The 17,593-nt window shown below is 71.4% G+C and carries 15 protein-coding genes; 9 read left to right on the plus strand and 6 right to left on the minus strand.

All coding sequences use genetic code 11. The features are described 5' to 3' along the window. Window positions 1-120 precede the first annotated feature (120 nt). Complete coding sequence (locus ABZZ38_RS22485; protein ID WP_356742729.1) at window positions 121-693, minus strand: DUF4245 domain-containing protein; 573 nt, start codon at window positions 691-693, stop codon at window positions 121-123. A gap of 130 nt (window positions 694-823) precedes the next feature. Here ABZZ38_RS22485 and glpX point away from each other — a divergent pair, with 130 nt between their 5' ends. Further along, window positions 824-1,855 (plus strand): class II fructose-bisphosphatase, encoded by a 1,032-nt coding sequence (gene glpX / locus ABZZ38_RS22490; RefSeq protein ID WP_356742731.1) that lies wholly within the window; start codon window positions 824-826, stop codon window positions 1,853-1,855. Between the two features lie 64 nt (window positions 1,856-1,919). On the opposite strand, the gene ABZZ38_RS22495 is transcribed toward glpX, so the two are convergent. Next, on the minus strand, window positions 1,920-2,294 hold the full coding sequence (locus ABZZ38_RS22495; protein WP_356742733.1) for a WhiB family transcriptional regulator: 375 nt from the start codon (window positions 2,292-2,294) through the stop codon (window positions 1,920-1,922). A gap of 136 nt (window positions 2,295-2,430) precedes the next feature. Continuing rightward, a complete protein-coding gene (locus ABZZ38_RS22500; protein WP_356742735.1) occupies window positions 2,431-3,105 on the minus strand; it encodes a DUF1707 domain-containing protein in 675 nt (224 codons plus the stop codon). A 205-nt stretch (window positions 3,106-3,310) separates the two neighbouring features. Between ABZZ38_RS22500 and ABZZ38_RS22505 the strand changes: the two genes are divergently transcribed. Then, window positions 3,311-5,002, plus strand: a complete 1,692-nt coding sequence (locus tag ABZZ38_RS22505; RefSeq protein ID WP_356742738.1) for a fumarate hydratase — start codon at window positions 3,311-3,313, stop codon at window positions 5,000-5,002. Window positions 5,003-5,106: 104 nt separating this feature from the next. Here ABZZ38_RS22505 and ABZZ38_RS22510 read toward each other — a convergent pair whose 3' ends face one another. Continuing rightward, window positions 5,107-6,645: a ricin-type beta-trefoil lectin domain protein gene (locus ABZZ38_RS22510; protein WP_356742740.1), complete on the minus strand. Its 1,539-nt coding sequence runs from the start codon at window positions 6,643-6,645 to the stop codon at window positions 5,107-5,109. 105 nt (window positions 6,646-6,750) lie between these two features. On the opposite strand from ABZZ38_RS22510, the gene ABZZ38_RS22515 reads away from it, so the two are divergent. From ABZZ38_RS22515 to ABZZ38_RS22525, 3 genes are all read left to right on the plus strand, one after another. Continuing rightward, window positions 6,751-8,142, plus strand: a complete 1,392-nt coding sequence (locus tag ABZZ38_RS22515; RefSeq protein ID WP_356742742.1) for a class II fumarate hydratase — start codon at window positions 6,751-6,753, stop codon at window positions 8,140-8,142. Window positions 8,143-8,234: 92 nt separating this feature from the next. Then, the gene (locus tag ABZZ38_RS22520; protein ID WP_356742744.1) at window positions 8,235-8,918 is read left to right on the plus strand and encodes a DUF402 domain-containing protein; all 684 of its coding nucleotides are present in this window, start codon (window positions 8,235-8,237) and stop codon (window positions 8,916-8,918) included. Window positions 8,919-9,152: 234 nt separating this feature from the next. Beyond that, window positions 9,153-11,327: a SpoIIE family protein phosphatase gene (locus ABZZ38_RS22525; RefSeq protein WP_356742747.1), complete on the plus strand. Its 2,175-nt coding sequence runs from the start codon at window positions 9,153-9,155 to the stop codon at window positions 11,325-11,327. A gap of 87 nt (window positions 11,328-11,414) precedes the next feature. On the opposite strand, the gene ABZZ38_RS22530 is transcribed toward ABZZ38_RS22525, so the two are convergent. Further along, window positions 11,415-13,652: a transglycosylase domain-containing protein gene (locus ABZZ38_RS22530; RefSeq protein ID WP_356742749.1), complete on the minus strand. Its 2,238-nt coding sequence runs from the start codon at window positions 13,650-13,652 to the stop codon at window positions 11,415-11,417. A 201-nt stretch (window positions 13,653-13,853) separates the two neighbouring features. Here ABZZ38_RS22530 and ABZZ38_RS22535 point away from each other — a divergent pair, with 201 nt between their 5' ends. Both ABZZ38_RS22535 and ABZZ38_RS22540 read left to right on the plus strand, forming a co-directional pair. Beyond that, window positions 13,854-14,807 carry an SPFH domain-containing protein gene (locus tag ABZZ38_RS22535; RefSeq protein WP_356742751.1) on the plus strand — a complete coding sequence of 318 codons (954 nt, stop codon included), beginning with the start codon at window positions 13,854-13,856 and terminating at the stop codon, window positions 14,805-14,807. After that, on the plus strand, window positions 14,804-15,025 hold the full coding sequence (locus tag ABZZ38_RS22540; RefSeq protein WP_356742755.1) for a hypothetical protein: 222 nt from the start codon (window positions 14,804-14,806) through the stop codon (window positions 15,023-15,025). Before ABZZ38_RS22535 ends, ABZZ38_RS22540 begins: the two co-directional genes overlap by 4 nt. A gap of 363 nt (window positions 15,026-15,388) precedes the next feature. Here the strand turns inward: ABZZ38_RS22540 and ABZZ38_RS22545 are convergent, their stop codons facing one another. Then, entirely contained in the window at window positions 15,389-16,342 is a 954-nt protein-coding gene (locus ABZZ38_RS22545) for a LysR substrate-binding domain-containing protein (protein ID WP_356742757.1), read from the minus strand. Window positions 16,343-16,473: 131 nt separating this feature from the next. Between ABZZ38_RS22545 and ABZZ38_RS22550 the strand changes: the two genes are divergently transcribed. Beyond that, the gene (locus ABZZ38_RS22550) at window positions 16,474-17,028 is read left to right on the plus strand and encodes a peroxiredoxin (protein ID WP_356742759.1); all 555 of its coding nucleotides are present in this window, start codon (window positions 16,474-16,476) and stop codon (window positions 17,026-17,028) included. A gap of 18 nt (window positions 17,029-17,046) precedes the next feature. Further along, window positions 17,047-17,580: an alkyl hydroperoxide reductase gene (locus tag ABZZ38_RS22555; RefSeq protein ID WP_356742761.1), complete on the plus strand. Its 534-nt coding sequence runs from the start codon at window positions 17,047-17,049 to the stop codon at window positions 17,578-17,580. Window positions 17,581-17,593: the final 13 nt, after the last annotated feature.

Genomic DNA, 17,593 nt, shown 5'->3' on the forward strand with positions numbered 1-17,593 from the left:
GCCCCTGCGCACGCTGACCCGCCACGGCGAGCCGCTGCCCTCCCCGGACCGCTTCCTCTCCGCCGTCGCCTGCCTCCCCCACCCGGTGCCGGGGCCGCCGTCACGCCGGGGCCGCTCGTCTCACGCCTTGTCGTCCGGCGCGGCCTTGCCCGGCGCCGCCTTGGCCGGCACGGCCTTCCCCGGCTTCAGCGCCGCCGCCATCTCGGCCAACCGCTCCGGGGACGCCGTCCCCGTCACGACCGTCGTGACGCCCTTCTCGCGCCGCACCAGGGCGTCGTACTTCGGACCCTCGTAGCGCTGCCACACCTGCCCCGCGACCCGCTGCGTCCGGCCCGTGTCCGCCGCCTCGTGGCTGACCTCGCCGATGTACTTCCGCGCCGCGGCCGTCGACTGCTCCACCGCCACGTACTGCCGGTCCGGCGTCAGGAAGCCCAGGTGCCAGGCGTCGCCGTTCTGCCGCTCGTACGACACCGAGGTGGGCATCCAGCCCTTGGGCAGGCCCTCCGGCGCCAGGATCGGGTACGGCGCCGCGCGCTGCGCCGTCACCATCTCGACCCGGTAGTCCACCGGCTTGATCGGGTCGGCCTTCTCGTCATGCGGAATGAAGAGGTAGATCACGCCACCGGCAGCCAGGATGACCGCCATCGACTGGAACATTCCGCGTACTGTCCGCTTGCCTCGCATACCTGCCACGCCCCCTATGGTCGCATCAGCGCGACCTGCTCATACGTGGGCCCCTCTGCTCAATATGTCGACCTACCGATAGAGTCGCAGCACCCTCTTCACCACTTGCGGCCGTCGCCGTACAGAAAGGTGCGTACCGATGACCGACAATCATCTGCCGTCCGAGCTCGAGGTCTCCCCCGAGGCCCCCGACCGCAACCTGGCCCTGGAGCTGGTCCGGGTCACCGAGGCAGCCGCGATGGCCGCCGGACGCTGGGTCGGCCGGGGCGACAAGAACGGCGCCGACGGCGCGGCGGTACGGGCGATGCGGACCCTCGTCTCCACCGTGTCGATGAACGGCGTCGTCGTCATCGGCGAGGGCGAGAAGGACGAAGCCCCGATGCTGTTCAACGGCGAGCGGATCGGTGATGGCACCGGCGCCGAGTGCGACATCGCCGTGGACCCGATCGACGGCACCACGCTCACCGCCAAGGGCATGCCGAACGCGATCGCCGTGCTGGCCGCCGCCGACCGCGGCACCATGTTCGACCCGTCCGCGGTCTTCTACATGGACAAGCTGGTCACCGGCCCGGAGGCCGCCGACTTCGTCGACATCAACGCCCCGGTCTCCGTGAACATCCGCCGCGTCGCCAAGGCGAAGAACTCCTCGCCCGAGGACGTCACCGTCGTCATCCTGGACCGTCCGCGCCACGAGGGCATCGTCAAGGAGATCCGCGAGACGGGCGCCCGCATCAAGTTCATCTCGGACGGTGACGTGGCCGGTTCGATCATGGCCGTGCGCGAGGGCACCGGCGTGGACCTGCTGATGGGCATCGGCGGTACGCCCGAGGGCATCATCAGCGCCTGCGCGATCAAGTGCCTGGGCGGCGTGATCCAGGGCAAGCTGTGGCCGAAGGACGACGAGGAGCGGCAGCGCGCGCTCGACGCCGGCCACGACCTGGACCGCGTGCTCTCCACGAACGACCTGGTCGGCGGCGACAACGTGTTCTTCGTCGCGACCGGCATCACGGACGGCGAGCTGCTGCGCGGCGTGCACTACCGCGCCGAGACGGCGACGACGTCGTCGCTCGTCATGCGCTCGAAGTCGGGCACGATCCGGCAGATCGACTCGACGCACCGCCTGTCGAAGCTCCGCGCGTACAGCCAGATCGACTTCGACCGCGCGAAGTAGAGGACCGGGACACGAAAAGGGGCGCCCCCATGTGCGGTGGGGGCGCCCCTTCCCGTACGGGCCCTCAGCCGGCGGCGGCTATCTGCCGGCCCGTCGCCGTCGTCTTCTTCAGCTCCACCTCTCGGCGCCGGCGCCGGGCGAGGACGACGCGGCGCTCGGCCGCGGTGAGGCCGCCCCACACGCCGTACGGCTCGGGCTGGAGCAGGGCGTGCTCCCGGCATTCGACCATCACCGGGCAGCGTGCGCAGACCCGCTTGGCGGCCTCCTCACGGGCCAGGCGGGCGGCGGTGGGCTCTTTGGAGGGGGCGAAGAACAGGCCCGCCTCGTCCCGGCGGCACACCGCCTCCGTGTGCCACGGCCCTCCCTGGTCCTCTCGCGCGGGAAGGCGCTGGGCAGGTACGGCGGCGACCTGGAGGGGCTGATGCGGCAGTTGCAGCACGGTCAACTCCTGACGACGGCTTCGCGAGCGAGAGACGATGCAGCAAGGCCTACCCGTTGTGCGCGTGCCTATGCACTGCGTGGCGCTCCGGTCCGGCAGGCGGGACGACGGGCGGCCGAAACCCGCCGGGACCGCTTCAGGCGCCGAGGTGTTTGCGCATCCGGTGGTGGAGGTCCGCGATCCGCTTGCCGCGCTTCGGCTTCGCCTCGACGTTGCCGAACACCGAGAAGCCGTTGACGACGACGACCGGCGCCTCGGGGTCGACGGCCTCCGCGGTGACGACCTCGAAGTTGCCGAACACCCCGCTGCCACTGCCGCGCAGGGTGATGTTCTCCGGGACGCGGACCTCGACGTTGCCGAAGACGGAGGTGGCGTTGATGGTGGTCAGTCGCTGGGCGAAGAACGCCTCGGTGAGGTCGATCTCGACGTTGCCGAACAGCGAGAACGCGGTGGTCCGCCGTCCGATGCGCCAGCGGCCCCTGCGGGTCGTGCTGGAGAAGACGGCGATCAGCTTCTCCGCGGGGGCGGTGTCGTCGTCGGGCCCGTACGTGTACGAGGGCGCGGGCTCGCTCTGCGCGCGCGTGGCCGGCAGGTCCCGGACGAGGGGTTCCAGCTCGCCCATGGTCTTGGCGCGGTACACGGCGTCGATCCGCTCCGCGTGCTCCTCCGCGTCGATCCGCCCCACGGCCAGGGCGTCCCCGAGGATGTCCGCGATCCGGTCCCGGTCGGCGTCCGAGGCCCGCAGGCCTTCGGCGGGCGCGGTCGGCTTCTGCGGCTGCGGCTGCGGCTGCGGCTGCTTTTCGAGGTCCACGGTCTCAGCGTAGCGAAACGCGATAGATCGCGACCAGGGGTCACGGCCGCGCGCCGCGCCCTGGGGCGCACCCGGACAGATGGGCGCAGGGGAGGCGTGAACTGAGCCTTACCTCACAGGTTCGGGCGGCGCGGGGCGTTCTACGCTGGTGGACGCGTCGCCAACGGAGGCGGCGCCGCTGTCAGCCGAGTGAGGAATGGCCGTCATGCCCCCTGTCTCCCGCCCTTCCAACCCTGCGTTCGCGTACTCCGAACTGCTCCCCCTGGGAGAGGACACCACGCCCTACCGCCTGGTGACCGCCGAGGGTGTCTCCACCTTCGAGGCCGACGGCCGTACGTTCCTCAAGGTCGAGCCGGAGGCGCTGCGCAAGCTGGCCGAGGAGGCGATCCACGACATCCAGCACTACCTCCGGCCGGCCCACCTGGCGCAGCTGCGCAAGATCATCGACGATCCGGAGGCGTCGAGCAACGACAAGTTCGTCGCGCTCGACCTGCTGAAGAACGCGAACATCGCGGCGGCGGGCGTCCTGCCCATGTGCCAGGACACCGGTACGGCCATCGTGATGGGCAAGCGCGGCCAGAACGTCCTCACCGAAGGTGAGGACGAGAAGGCCCTGTCGCGCGGCGTCTACGACGCGTACCAGAACCTCAACCTGCGTTACTCGCAGATGGCTCCGCTCACCATGTGGGAGGAGAAGAACACCGGCTCCAACCTCCCGGCCCAGATCGAGCTGTACGCGACGGACGGCGGCGCGTACAAGTTCCTCTTCATGGCGAAGGGCGGCGGCTCCGCCAACAAGTCGTTCCTGTACCAGGAGACGAAGGCGGTCCTCAACGAGGCCTCCATGATGAAGTTCCTGGAGGAGAAGATCCGTTCGCTCGGTACGGCCGCCTGCCCGCCGTACCACCTCGCGATCGTCGTCGGCGGCACGTCGGCCGAGTACGCGCTGAAGACCGCGAAGTACGCCTCCGCGCACTACCTGGACGAGCTGCCGGAGGAGGGGTCCGTCCTCGGGCACGGCTTCCGCGACAAGGAGCTGGAGGAGAAGGTCTTCGAGCTGACGCAGAGGATCGGCATCGGCGCGCAGTTCGGCGGCAAGTACTTCTGCCACGACGTGCGCGTGGTCCGCCTGCCGCGGCACGGCGCCTCGTGTCCGGTCGCGATCGCCGTGTCCTGCTCGGCCGACCGCCAGGCCGTCGCGAAGATCACCGCCGAGGGTGTCTTCCTGGAGCAGCTGGAGACCGACCCGGCGCGCTTCCTGCCCGACACGACGGACGAGCACCTCGACGAGGCCGGTGACGTCGTCAGGATCGACCTCAACCAGCCGATGGACGACATCCTCGCCGAGCTGGCCAAGTACCCGGTCAAGACCCGGCTCTCGCTGAGCGGCCCGCTGGTCGTGGCGCGTGACATCGCGCACGCCAAGATCAAGGAGCGGCTGGACGCGGGCGAGGAGATGCCGCAGTACCTGAAGGACCACCCGGTGTACTACGCGGGTCCGGCGAAGACGCCCGAGGGGTACGCCTCCGGCTCCTTCGGACCGACGACCGCGGGCCGGATGGACTCGTACGTCGAGCAGTTCCAGGCGGCGGGCGGCTCCAAGGTGATGCTCGCCAAGGGCAACCGCTCCCGGCAGGTCACCGACGCGTGCGCCACGCACGGCGGCTTCTACCTGGGCTCGATCGGCGGTCCGGCGGCGCGGCTGGCGCAGGACTGCATCAAGAAGGTCGAGGTCGTCGAGTACGAGGAGCTCGGCATGGAGGCGGTCTGGAAGATCGAGGTGGAGGACTTCCCGGCCTTCATCGTGGTCGACGACAAGGGCAACGACTTCTTCCAGGACCCGGCGCCGGCTCCGACGTTCACGTCGATCCCGGTGCGCGGCCCGGGCCTCGCGTAACGAGCGGCGTACGGCTCGGCGTCAGCGGGGTCGAGCTCGGCGTCAGCCGTGTCCGTACGGGCCCGGTCACCGTGAGGGTGGCCGGGCCCGTCGCCGTACCGCCGCTATGCGAACCGCTGCGTCGCCGAGCCGTCGCAGGGCTGGAGGCGCAGGGGGTCCTTCGCCGCGGCGAGCGTGACGCACAGGGACGGCGCCGCCGCCGGGCGGAGCGTGCCGGACTGGCGGAGGAACCGCTGGTTGGCGGCGCCGGAGCAGTTCCACAGGACCAGGGCCTGCCCGGCCCGGTAGGAGGCGCCGGGGACGTCCAGGCAGCGGTCGTGGGTCAGTTCCGTGCGGAGGGACTTCCGCTCGGCGTCGTACCACCAGTTCTGGTTGCGCCCGCCGTGGCACTCCCAGCCGCCCACCGCCGTGCCGTTGCGGGTGACGGACCCGGTGACGTCGACGCAGGTGCCCGTGGCCTCACCGCGCAGGGGCCGGAACCTCTCGTCCCACGCCCCGGGCAGCAGCACCGGTGTGCCGGTGGACGCCGGGTCGGCGCAGCTGCCCTCACGGACGCCGGCGTCGTGGAGCTGGGTGAGGCAGGAGGCGAAGGCCGCGTGGCCGGCGGCGTTGGGGTGGAAGGACTGGCGGACGGAGTTCTCGTCCGGCAGGCCGGGCTTCGACAGGTCGATGTGGAGCCCGCGCGCCCAGGCGTTGTCCATGCAGACCTCGTGGCCGTGGAAGAGCCGCGAGTTGTCGAGGTAGACGGCTCCGGTGTTCGCCGCGGCCCGTCGCATGCCGCGGGCGAAGGCGGGTACGGCGGTGTCGCGGCCCCAGACGGTGTCGGAGTCGTACCCGAGCCCGCCACAGGCGATCTTGGTGGTGAAGTTCGGGTTGTCGCGGAAGTCGGGGCCGATGGGGCTGGGGTAGCCCATGACGACCAGTTTGTAGTCGCCGTCGGTGTACCCGGCGTCGCGCATCACGGTGCGCAGGTCACGGATGGTCTGCTCGACCTTGGGGACGAGGGCGTCGACACGGGCCTGCCAGCCGGGGGCGTACTTCGGCTCGCACGGGCCCTGGAGGGTCAGGTAGCGGACGACGCAGTCCGTCATGACGGGCCCGAACTGGAGGTCGTCGTTGGCGCCGGCGACCAGCAGCACCATCTTGATGCGGGTGTTGCGGGCCTTGACGGCGAGGTTGTCGCTCTGGACGAGCTCGTCCGCGTACTGTTTGCCGCCCCCGATGCGGATGTTGGCGGTGGACGCGCCGGAGCAGGAGACGTTGTACGTCACGTCGGCGGGGATCGCGGTGCGGTGGATCGCGGCCTCGGGTGAGCGGTGGCACCAGTTGTCCGGACCGTTGGTGCCGGGTTCGTACGTGCCGACGCCCTCTCCGGAGATCTCGCTGTCGCCGAGGGAGATCAGGCCGGTCTTCCGGTCGGCGAGGGGGCGCTCCTCGGGGCTGCCGTACAGGGCGGTGGCCTCCGCGGCGCGGATCCGCTCCAGTTCGGCGGGAAGGGGTACGGATGCGGCCGGGGCGGTCGTACGCGGACCCTCGGCCGCGGCGGTCGCGGGTGACGTGGCGGCCGTCGTCCCGGCGAGTGCCGCGGCGAACACGGCCACGGCCGCGACGGGCCCTCGCCACCTGGTTCTGGTGCGCGTCATTGCGCCTCCTGGAAGTGGGGTTACCCACGGTTTTTACTGGCCGGTACGCATCTTGGGAATACGCAGAACAAGACAAGTGCTCAACTTTTTCAGGAGGTTGATGAAATGTCGGATCACCGGATCGAGCACGACTCCATGGGCGAGGTGCGGGTCCCCGCCCACGCCAAGTGGCGGGCCCAGACCCAGCGCGCCGTGGAGAACTTCCCGATCTCCGGGCAGCGTCTGGAGCGTGCCCACATCGAGGCCCTCGCCCGCATCAAGGCCGCCGCCGCCAAGGTCAACGCCGAACTGGGCGTCCTGGACGAGGACATCGCCGACGCCATCCAGGAGGCCGCCGCCGAGGTCGCCGAGGGCCGCTGGGACGAGCACTTCCCGGTCGACGTCTTCCAGACCGGCTCCGGCACCTCCTCCAACATGAACACCAACGAGGTCCTCGCCACGCTGGCCGGGGAACGGCTCGGCCGCCCCGACGCCGTCCACCCCAACGACCACGTCAACGCCTCCCAGTCGTCCAACGACGTCTTCCCCTCCTCCATCCACATCGCGGCCACCGCCGCCGTCACGGGCGGCCTGATCCCGGCCCTGGAGCACCTGGCCGCCGCCCTGGAGCGGAAATCGGCCGAATTCGCGGAGGTCGTCAAGTCCGGGCGTACGCACCTGATGGACGCGACACCGGTGACTCTCGGCCAGGAATTCGGCGGGTACGCGGCCCAGGTGAGGTACGGCGTCGAGCGGCTGCGCGCCTCCCTGCCGCGCCTGGCGGAACTGCCGCTGGGCGGCACGGCCGTCGGCACCGGCATCAACACCCCGCCCGGTTTCTCCGCCGCCGTCATCGCCGAGGTCGCCCGCGCCACCGGACTGCCGCTCACCGAGGCCCGCGACCACTTCGAGGCGCAGGGCGCCCGGGACGGTCTCGTCGAGACGTCCGGACAGCTCCGTACGATCGCCGTGTCCCTCACCAAGATCGCCAACGATCTGCGCTGGATGGCCTCCGGGCCGCGCACCGGTCTGGCCGAAATCAATCTGCCCGACCTCCAGCCCGGGTCGTCGATCATGCCGGGCAAGGTCAACCCGGTGATCCCGGAAGCCGTCCTGATGGTCGCCGCGCAGGTCACCGGCAACGACGCCACGGTCGCGGCGGCCGGCGCCGCCGGGAACTTCGAGCTGAACGTGATGCTCCCCGTCATCGCCAAGAACCTGCTGGAGTCGATCCGGCTGCTCGCCAACGCCTCCCGCCTGCTGGCCGACCGCACGGTCGACGGGATCACCGCCAACGTCGAGCGCGCGCGGGAGTACGCCGAGTCGTCGCCGTCCGTGGTGACGCCGCTCAACAAGTACATCGGCTACGAGGAGGCGGCGAAGGTCGCCAAGAAGTCGCTCGCGGAGCGCAGGACGATCCGCGAGGTGGTTCTGGACTCCGGGTACGTCGAGCGCGGCGACCTGACGCTCCAGCAGCTCGACGAAGCCCTCGACGTCCTGCGGATGACCCGCCCCTGACCTGCGCCGACATAAGCCGCCGGCCCCGCCGCCCGCGCCCGCGCCGCGGTGGGGCCGACCACGCCCCCGGGCACACGACCTAAGATCTGCGCATGACAGCCGAGACGACGGGCACCAGGACGGGAGCGGGCGCGCGCTGGGCGCCGGGTGCGCGCATCCTGTGGCGATACCGGGACAACGGCGGTTCACGGGTCCATATCTGCCGCCCCGTGACCGTCGTCCAGGACACCGACGACCTCCTCGCCGTCTGGATGGCGCCCGGCACGGAGTGCGTCAAACCCGTGCTCGCCGACGGCACCCCCGTGCACGAGGAGCCGCTCGCCACGCGGTACACGGCGCCGCGCACCACCACGCGCACCCGCTGGGAGGGCACCGGCGTGCTCAAGCTGGCCCGGCCGGGCGAACCGTGGTCGGTGTGGCTGTTCTGGGAGCAGGGCTGGGAGTTCCGCAGCTGGTACGTCAACCTGGAGGAGCCCCGCACCCGGTGGGCGGGCGGCGTCGACTCCGAGGACCACTTTCTGGACATCTCCGTCTACCCCGACCGTACGTGGCTGTGGCGCGACGAGGACGAGTTCGCGCAGGCGCAGCGCAGCGGCCTGATGGGCCCGGCCCAGGCCCGGCGCGTACGGGAGGCGGGGCTGGCGGCGGTCGAGGTGATCCGGGCGTGGGGGGCGCCGTTCGCGGACGGCTGGGAGGACTGGCGGCCCGACCCGCGCTGGCCGGTTCCGGAGCTGCCGTCGGACTGGGATCGCATCCCCGCGCACACCGCTCCATGAGACCCTTGATGCACCCCTGGGGGGCAAACGTAGGATCGTCCTCCGCAAGTCCGCGCGTCAGCAACAAGTGAGTACGGAACTGGACCTGACCGTAAATCATCCATGAGGGGGTGGGGCCGTGCCCGATGTGCGCGCCGATCCCTCGCCCCTTGTCAACGCCGCCCTCAGAGCGGGTATAGCGCCTGACAGAGCGAGTGCATCGCCCAACCGGCCCGGACGGACGGAATCCCACGCGTGACGGAGCATCCCACCTCCCACGAAGGCCGGCAGCCCTTCGCTGCCCGCCCGCAGGAACGCACCCGGCCGCGGCACGAGGCGCCCCAGGCGCCCGCCGCGACCCCCGTGCCCCCTGCGCCGCCGGGCCCCGGGACGGCCGCGTCCACCCGCGGTGGGGCGCCCGGATCCGGCTCGGCGGCCGTCGCGGCGCCGGCCGCGGCGGCGTCCCCCCACGGGGGCGGCGCCGTGCCGGGGTGCCGGTGCGGGCACGTGCCCGACACGGCCGCGGCCAGGACGGCGTCCGGGATCGGGCACCCCGACGGCGTCGCGGCTCCCGGCCGCGGGTACGGGCAGGGCACGGCGGCGGCGCGCGCGGCGGTGCCGGCACAGGCGGACGGAAGCGGAGGCGGGACCGTGGCCGCGTCGGCAGGAGGGCTCGGGGGCGTACCCGCGCAGGCGGGGCACGGCATGCAGGAACCGGTCGGGACCGCGCGGCGCGAGGGCGACCGGCTGCGGTTCGTCGGTGCCGCCACGCGTCGCATCGCCCGCGGCATAGACCTCGACGAGATCGTGCTCGGCCTGTGCCGGGCGACCGTGCCGACGTTCTCCGACGCGATCCTCGTCTATCTGCGCGACCCGCTGCCGGTGGGCGACGAGCGGCCCGTCGACCCGTTCGTCCTGCGGCTGCGCCGCACCGACCGGCTGCGTTTAACCGAGGACGACTCCGAGCTGGGCCTGTCCACGGCCGGCCCGGACGAGGACCTCGACCTCGGGCCGGCCTCCGACCTGTGCGAGGTGCGCCCCGGCGGTGCCCTCGCCGAGGTGCTCCGCGGCGTACGCCCCGTCTTCGGTGACTCGGCCGCCGCCCGGGCCGCGCTGCCCGAACTGCTCGGCGAAGGGCGTTTTGTACCGTCCGGCCACCGGGTGATCCTCGCCCCGCTGCGCGGGCGCCGCCGCGTCATCGGGGCGGCCGTCTTCCTGCGCCGCCCCGACCGGCCCGCGTTCGAGCCGAACGACCTGCTGGTGGCCGCCCAGCTGGCCACGCACACCGCGCTCGGCATCGACAAGGCGGTGCTGTACGGGCGCGAGGCGTACATCGCCGACGAGCTGCAGCGCACCATGCTGCCGGAGAACCTGCCGCAGCCGACCGGTGTGAAGCTCGCCTCGCGGTATCTGCCGGCCGCCGAGACGGCCCGCGTCGGCGGCGACTGGTACGACGCGATCCCGCTGCCCGGCAGCAGGGTCGCCCTCGTCGTGGGCGACGTCATGGGGCACTCCATGACGTCCGCGGCGATCATGGGCCAGCTGCGCACCACCGCGCAGACCCTCGCCGGTCTCGACCTCCCCCCGCAGGAGGTGCTCCACCACCTCGACGAGCAGGCCCAGCGGCTCGGCGAGAACCGCATGGCGACCTGCCTCTACGCGGTGTACGACCCGGTCGCGCACCGCATCACCATCGCCAACGCGGGCCACCCCCCGCCGATACTGCTGCACCTCGGCGGGCGGGCCGAGGTGCTGCGGGTGCCGCCCGGCGCGCCCATCGGCGTCGGCGGCGTGGACTTCGAGGCGGTCGAACTGGACGCGCCCGCCGGGGCGACGCTGCTCCTCTACACCGACGGGCTCGTCGAGTCGCGGCTGCGTGACGTGTGGACCGGGATAGAGCAGCTGCGGGAACGGCTCGCCGCGACCGCCCAGCTGACCGGCCCCGACCACTCGCCGCCGCTGGAGGCGCTCTGCGACGACGTCCTCGACATGCTCGGGCCGGGCGACCGGGACGACGACATCGCGCTGCTCGCCGCCCGCTTCGACGGGATCGCGCCGAGCGATGTGGCGTACTGGTTCCTGGAGCCGGAGGAGCAGGCCCCCGGCCGGGCCCGCCGGCTCGCCCGCCGCGCCCTGGCCCGCTGGGACCTGGAGGAGCTGACGGACAGCGTGGAGCTGCTGGTCAGCGAGGTCGTCACCAACGCGGTGCGGTACGCGGAACGGCCGGTGACCCTGCGGCTGCTGCGCACCGACGTGCTGCGCTGCGAGGTCGGTGACGACTCGCCGCAGCTGCCGAGGCAGCGGCGGGCCCGGGACACCGACGAGGGCGGGCGCGGGCTGTTCCTGGTGAACCGGCTGGCCCGGCGGTGGGGCGCGACGCGGCTGTCGACCGGGAAGGTCGTCTGGTTCGAGCTGCCGACGCGCGTGTGACGTCAGGCGCCCGAGCGGTACGCGTACGAAGCGGCCGGACCCCGTGACGCGGGGTCCGGCCGCTTCGTACGCTCACGCCTCAGGGCGTCAGGGCTTGGACTTGGGGGGCTTCAGGTCGACGGGCTCGTCGCCGTCGCCCGGGTCGCCGCCCGGGTCACCGGTCGTCGGCGTGCCGGTCGGCGACTCGGTCCGCGTGGGCGTCCTGGTCGGCTTGGTCGTCCGGGTCGGGCTCGACGTCTCGGTCGGCTCCTCCGTCGGCGTCTCGGTCGGCTTCTTCGTCGGCTCCTCGGTCGGCGACTCGGTCCGGGTCGGCGTCCGCGTGGGCGTCTCGGTGACCACCGGCTCGGCGGGCACCTCGGCCGCGACCTCCAGGTCGAACCGGGCGTCGGAGCCGCCGTCGAGGGCGTCGGTCGTGTACGCGCGCCAGATCTGCGCGGGGACGCCACCGCCGTTGACGCGGCCCGGGTTGACGGTGTCGGTCAGGGTGGTCTGCCCCGTGCCGTCCGGCTTCTCACCGAACAGGCCGACGGCGGTGACCAGTTCGGGCGTGTAGCCGACGAACCAGGCCGCGTAGTTGTTCTCCGACGTTCCCGTCTTGCCGGCCGCCTCGTAGTCGCCGGCCGCGCGGAAGCCCGAACCGCTGCTGACGACGCCGGTCATGGCCTTGGTGACGGTGTCCGCCGCCTCCCGGCCGATGACCTGGTCGCCGACCGGGTCCACGGGCTCGACCGTGCGGTCCTTGTGCTCGGCGGACTTGACGATCGTCGGCGTGATCTTCTTGCCGTGGTTGTCCAGCGTCGCGTACACGCCCGCCATGTCCCAGGTGGAGGCGCCCATGGTACCGAGCGACATGGCGGGCCGTGCCACGAAGCCGTCGCCGTCCTTCATGCCGAGGTCGAGCGCGGTCCTCTTCACCTTCTCCGGGCCGACGTCCACGATCATCTGGGCGTAGACGGAGTTGATGGAGCTGTTGGTGGCCTTCTGCACGGTGACGCGGCCGTAGCTGCGGTCGTCCTCGTTCTCGGGCGCGAAGGGGGTGTCGCCGCCCTCGACCGGGCGCTTGCTGGTGCCGTCGTACATGGTGCCGAGGCCGATCCTGCGGCCGTCCTGGGTCTCGGCGCGGTTCTCCAGGGCGGAGGCGAGGACGATCGGCTTGAACGTCGAGGCGGGCTGGTAGTCGCGGCGCGTGGCGTTGGACAGCCAGTGCTCGGTGGCGCCCACGCCGCCGTACAGGGCGACGACGTGACCGGTCCTCGGGTCGACGGAGGTGGCGCCGGCCTGGACGGTCGCGTCCTCCTTGTCGCCCTTGCGGTCCAGCTTGTCCTCCAGCCGGCGGTCGACCGCCGCGACGAGCTCCTTCTGGCGCTCCTCGTCGATGTTGAGGGTGATCGTCCAGCCGCCGGCCTTGATGTCCTCCTCGCTGACGCCCCGGCGCAGCAGTTCCTGGTTGGCGGCCTCGACGAGGTAGCCGTTGGTGCCCTCCACGCCGGGTGCGGGCTTGGGGTTGCGCGGCTTGGGGAACTCCTGCGCGGCGCGCGTGGACGGGTCGAGCCAGCCCTCCTCGACCATGTTGTCGAGCACGTAGTTCCAGCGCTCCTGGACGAGCTTGCGGCCGGTCGCGGAGGCGGAGGTCCAGTCGTAGTCGCTGGGCGCCTGGAGGAGGGCGGCGAGGTAGGCGCCCTGGGCGACGGTCAGCTTGCTCGCGTCGACGCCGTAGTACGCCTGGGCGGCGGCCTGGATGCCGTACGCGTTGCGGCCGTAGTAGCTGGTGTTGATGTACCCGGCGAGGATCTCGCTCTTGTCCTTGCGCTGGTCGACCTTGAGCGAGATCACCAGTTCCTTCAGCTTGCGGCTGACCGTCTGGTCCTGGTTCAGGTAGTAGTTCTTGACGTACTGCTGGGTGATGGTCGAACCACCCTGCTTGCCCTGGCCGGTGAGGGTGTTCAGCACGGCGCGGCCGGTGCCCTTGATGTCGACGCCGGAGTCCTGGAAGAAGGACTTGTTCTCGGCGGCGACGAACGTGTACTGGACGTCCTTGGGGATCTTCTCCAGGCCGACGGTCTGCCGGTTCACCTCTCCGGTGCGGGCGAAGACCTTGCCGTTGCCGAACTTGTAGATGTTGCTCTGCATCGTCGCCTCGGCGTTGGCGCTGGGGACGGGCACGAGCAGGTAGATCACGTACAGGGCGCCCATGGCGAGCAGACAGCCGGTGAAGAAGGTGCCCAGCAGCCTCCTCCAGGTGAAGAAGCGGCGTATGCCCGCGCCTTCGCTCTCCACCCGGCGCGCACCGCGCTGCCGGGTCCGTCGCGCTTCCGCTCGGCCCATCGCTTCGTTGCTCCGCTCTTCCTCGGCCAGATCAGCTCTGCAAACTAACACCGTCGGTCCCGACAAACATCAACGGATCATGCCTTTTCGGGACGTGAGAATCAGCACCTGTCTCATGGGAACCGACTCCTCAGGGGTGCCAACGGTTGCCATATCCGTTAAAGTGATATCACTTTGCTAGACAACGACACGGGGGTCCCCATGACCGGGAACACATCCACCGACCGCACCGGCCTCGCCGACCGCGCCGACCTGCCCGAGATGCCGGAGCCGCACGTCAGGGAGTTCGCCGCGCGCAGCATCGGCGGCGGCCTGGCCCTGCTGCTCGGCCTCGCCGGCGTCGTCGCCGGTGTCTGCCTGGTGGTGGCGGGCGCGACGGCCGGCTCGACCGGCCTGAAGGTGGCGCTCGTGGCCGCCGGGGTGCTGATCGCCTTCGCCGCGTTCTTCGCGATGTGCGGACTGAACATGGTCGCGCCCGGTGAGGCGCGGGTGGTGCAGCTCTTCGGGCGGTACCGGGGGACGATCCGCACGGACGGGCTGCGCTGGGTGAACCCGCTGACCTCGCGGGCGAAGATCTCGACGCGGGTGCGCAACCACGAGACGGCGGTCCTGAAGGTCAATGACGCCTACGGCAACCCGATCGAGCTCGCCGCGGTGGTGGTGTGGAAGGTCGAGGACACGGCGCAGGCCATGTTCGAGGTCGACGACTTCCTGGAGTTCGTCTCCACGCAGACGGAGGCGGCGGTACGGCACATCGCGATCGAGTACCCGTACGACGCGCACGACGAGGACGGGCTGTCGCTGCGGGGCAACGCGGAGGAGATCACCGAGAAGCTGGCGATCGAGCTGCACGCGCGCGTGGAGGCGGCGGGCGTACGGATCATCGAGTCCCGCTTCACGCACCTCGCGTACGCTCCGGAGATCGCGTCCGCGATGCTCCAGCGCCAGCAGGCCGGCGCGGTCGTGGCGGCGCGCCGGCAGATCGTGGACGGCGCGGTGGGCATGGTGGAGGCGGCGCTCGACCGGCTCACCGAGCGTGACATCGTCGAGCTGGACTCCGAACGGAAGGCGGCGATGGTGTCGAACCTGATGGTGGTGTTGTGCGGCGACCGCGCGGCCCAGCCGGTCCTGAACACGGGCACGCTCTACCAGTGACCGAGCGCCCGCAGCGCAAGCAGGTACTGCTCCGCCTCGACCCGGCGGTGCACGAGGCGCTGGCGCGCTGGGCGGCGGACGAGCTGCGCAGCGCGAACGCCCAGATCGAGTTCCTCCTGCGCAAGGCCCTCACGGACGCGGGCCGCCTGCCCCGCCCCCCGGCCCGCCTCCCGAAACGGGGCCGCCCCCCGAAGACCCCACCGCCGCCTCCGGCCTGACCCGCGCCGTCGGCCGCCCCTCCGGGGCGGGCCCTCCCGGGCCCGGGGGCACCCCCGCGCGCCCCCGTCCCACGAACAGGGCCGGTATACCCGGGGTGTACAGCCGCCCGTATGGTCGGGACCATGTCCATGGGTCACACGCTCCTCGGGCTCCTGGAGTCCGGCCCCGCGAGGAGGTCCCCGACTGGTGGGCGCTCCTGCCGGTGGTGGGCGGGGGCGCCGGCCCGGTCCTGGCGGTGACCCCGCTGAGCCTGCCGCCGCTGTGGCGGCTGACGCGCCGGGGCGGCCCGCGGGCGGAGTGGCGGCGGCGCGCGCTCCGGTACGCGGCCGGTCGGCCGCCCGGCGGGCGGGCACGTGCCCGGGTTACGCGCCCGGCTCCGCTATCCGTACCGGCAGGTCCGCCATCGCCTCCCGCAGCGCCGCCGCGAGCTCCTCGAACTCCGCCTGCCGGGCCGCCCCCGCACGCATCGCCAGCGCGATCCGCCGCGACGGCGCCGGATCGGCGAAGAACCCCGTCAGGAGCCGCTCGTTGCGGCCCGTCTCGACCGTGACGGCGGTGCGCGGCAGCAGGGTCACCCCCAGGCCGCCGGCGACCAGCTGCACCAGCGTCGACAGGCCCGCCGCCGTGGTGGTGACCGCGGCGCCGTCCTGGCGCCCCGCCTCGCGGCAGATGTCCAGCGCCTGGTCGCGCAGACAGTGCCCCTCGTCCAGGAGCAGCAGCCGCAGCTCGCGCAGCGCGTCGCGCGGGATGTCCTCGCGACCGCCCAGCTCATGGCCCTCGGGCGTGACCAGCACGAAGTCCTCGTCGAACAGCGGAAGTTCGGTGACGCCCGGCACGCCCAGCGGCACCGCGAGCAGCAGCAGTTCGAGCCGCCCGGCCGCGAGGCCCTCCAGCAGGGAGGAGGTCTGCTCCTCGTGGACCTGGAGGTCCAGCTCGGGGTACCGCTCGTGCACCAGCCGCAACACCGTGGGCAGCAGGTACGGCGCGACGGTCGGGATCACCCCGAGGCGCAGCACCCCGGTGAACGGCGCCCGCGCCGCCTCCGCCTCCTCCATCAGCTCCCCGACGGCGTCCAGCACCGCCTTGGCCCGTACGGCGAGGCGCTCCCCCGCCGGGGACAGCAGCACCTTGCGTGTCGTACGCTCCAGCAGCTGGACACCGAGTGCCTCTTCGAGCGCCGAAACCGCGCCCGAGAGGGCGGGCTGGCTCATCCCGATCGCCGCCGCCGCGTCCCGGAAGTGCAGATGCTCGGCCACCGCCGCGAAGGCCCGCAGTTGAGCCAGACTGGGCTGCTTACCCTTATATACGGACACCACTGATAACCACCTTCGATCAACTTGACCCAGTCTAGCTATTTCACTGATCAATGCACTCCGTGCCATGCTGTGGCTCCGTCCAACCCCCACGGAAGACCTCAAAAGGGACTTCCCAGCTGCAAGGAGAGCGTGTGCTCACTGTCGGTGACCAGTTCCCCACGTACGACCTGACCGCCTGTGTGTCGCTGGAGAGCGGCAAGGAGTTCGCGCAGATCGACCACAAGTCCTACGAGGGCAAGTGGCGCGTGGTGTTCTTCTGGCCGAAGGACTTCACCTTCGTCTGCCCCACCGAGATCGCCGCGTTCGGCAAGCTGAACGACGAGTTCGCCGACCGCGACGCCCAGATCCTCGGTGTCTCCGGTGACTCGGAGTTCGTGCACCACGCCTGGCGCAAGGACCACGCCGACCTGCGTGACCTGCCCTTCCCGATGCTCGCGGACTCGAAGCACGATCTGATGCGCGACTGCGGCGTCGAGGGCGCGGACGGCTTCGCGCAGCGCGCCGTCTTCATCGTCGACCCGAACAACGAGATCCAGTTCTGCATGGTGACCGCCGGCTCCGTCGGCCGTAACCCCAAGGAGGTCCTGCGGGTGCTGGACGCCCTGCAGACCGACGAGCTCTGCCCGTGCAACTGGACCAAGGGCGAGGACACCCTCGACCCGGTCAAGCTGCTCTCTGGCGAGTGACGGGATACCTGATCTGACATGGCTCTCGACGAACTGAAGTCCGCCATCCCGGACTACGCCAAGGACCTGAAGCTGAACCTCGGCTCGGTCATCGGCAACAGCGAGCTCCCCCAGCAGCAGCTGTGGGGCACGGTGCTGGCCTGCGCGATCGCCTCGCGCTCCCCGCAGGTCCTGCGCGAGCTGGAGCCGGAGGCCAAGGCCAACCTGAAGCCCGAGGCGTACCAGGCGGCCAAGTCCGCCGCCGCCATCATGGCGATGAACAACGTCTTCTACCGCACGCGTCACCTGCTCTCCGACCCGGAGTACGGGACGATGCGCGCCGGTCTGCGGATGAACGTCATCGGCAACCCGGGCGTGGAGAAGGTCGACTTCGAGCTGTGGTCGCTCGCCGTCTCCGCCATCAACGGCTGCGGCCAGTGCCTCGACTCGCACGAGCAGGTGCTCCGCAAGGCCGGCGTGGACCGCGACGTGATCCAGGAGGCGTTCAAGATCGCCGCTGTGATCCAGGCGGTCGGCGCGACGCTCGACGCCGAGGCCGTCATCGCCGAGTGATCGGTACGGCGCA

Origin of the sequence: Streptomyces sp. NPDC006368, from assembly GCF_040612535.1 — a bacterium.
Lineage (GTDB): Bacteria > Actinomycetota > Actinomycetes > Streptomycetales > Streptomycetaceae > Streptomyces.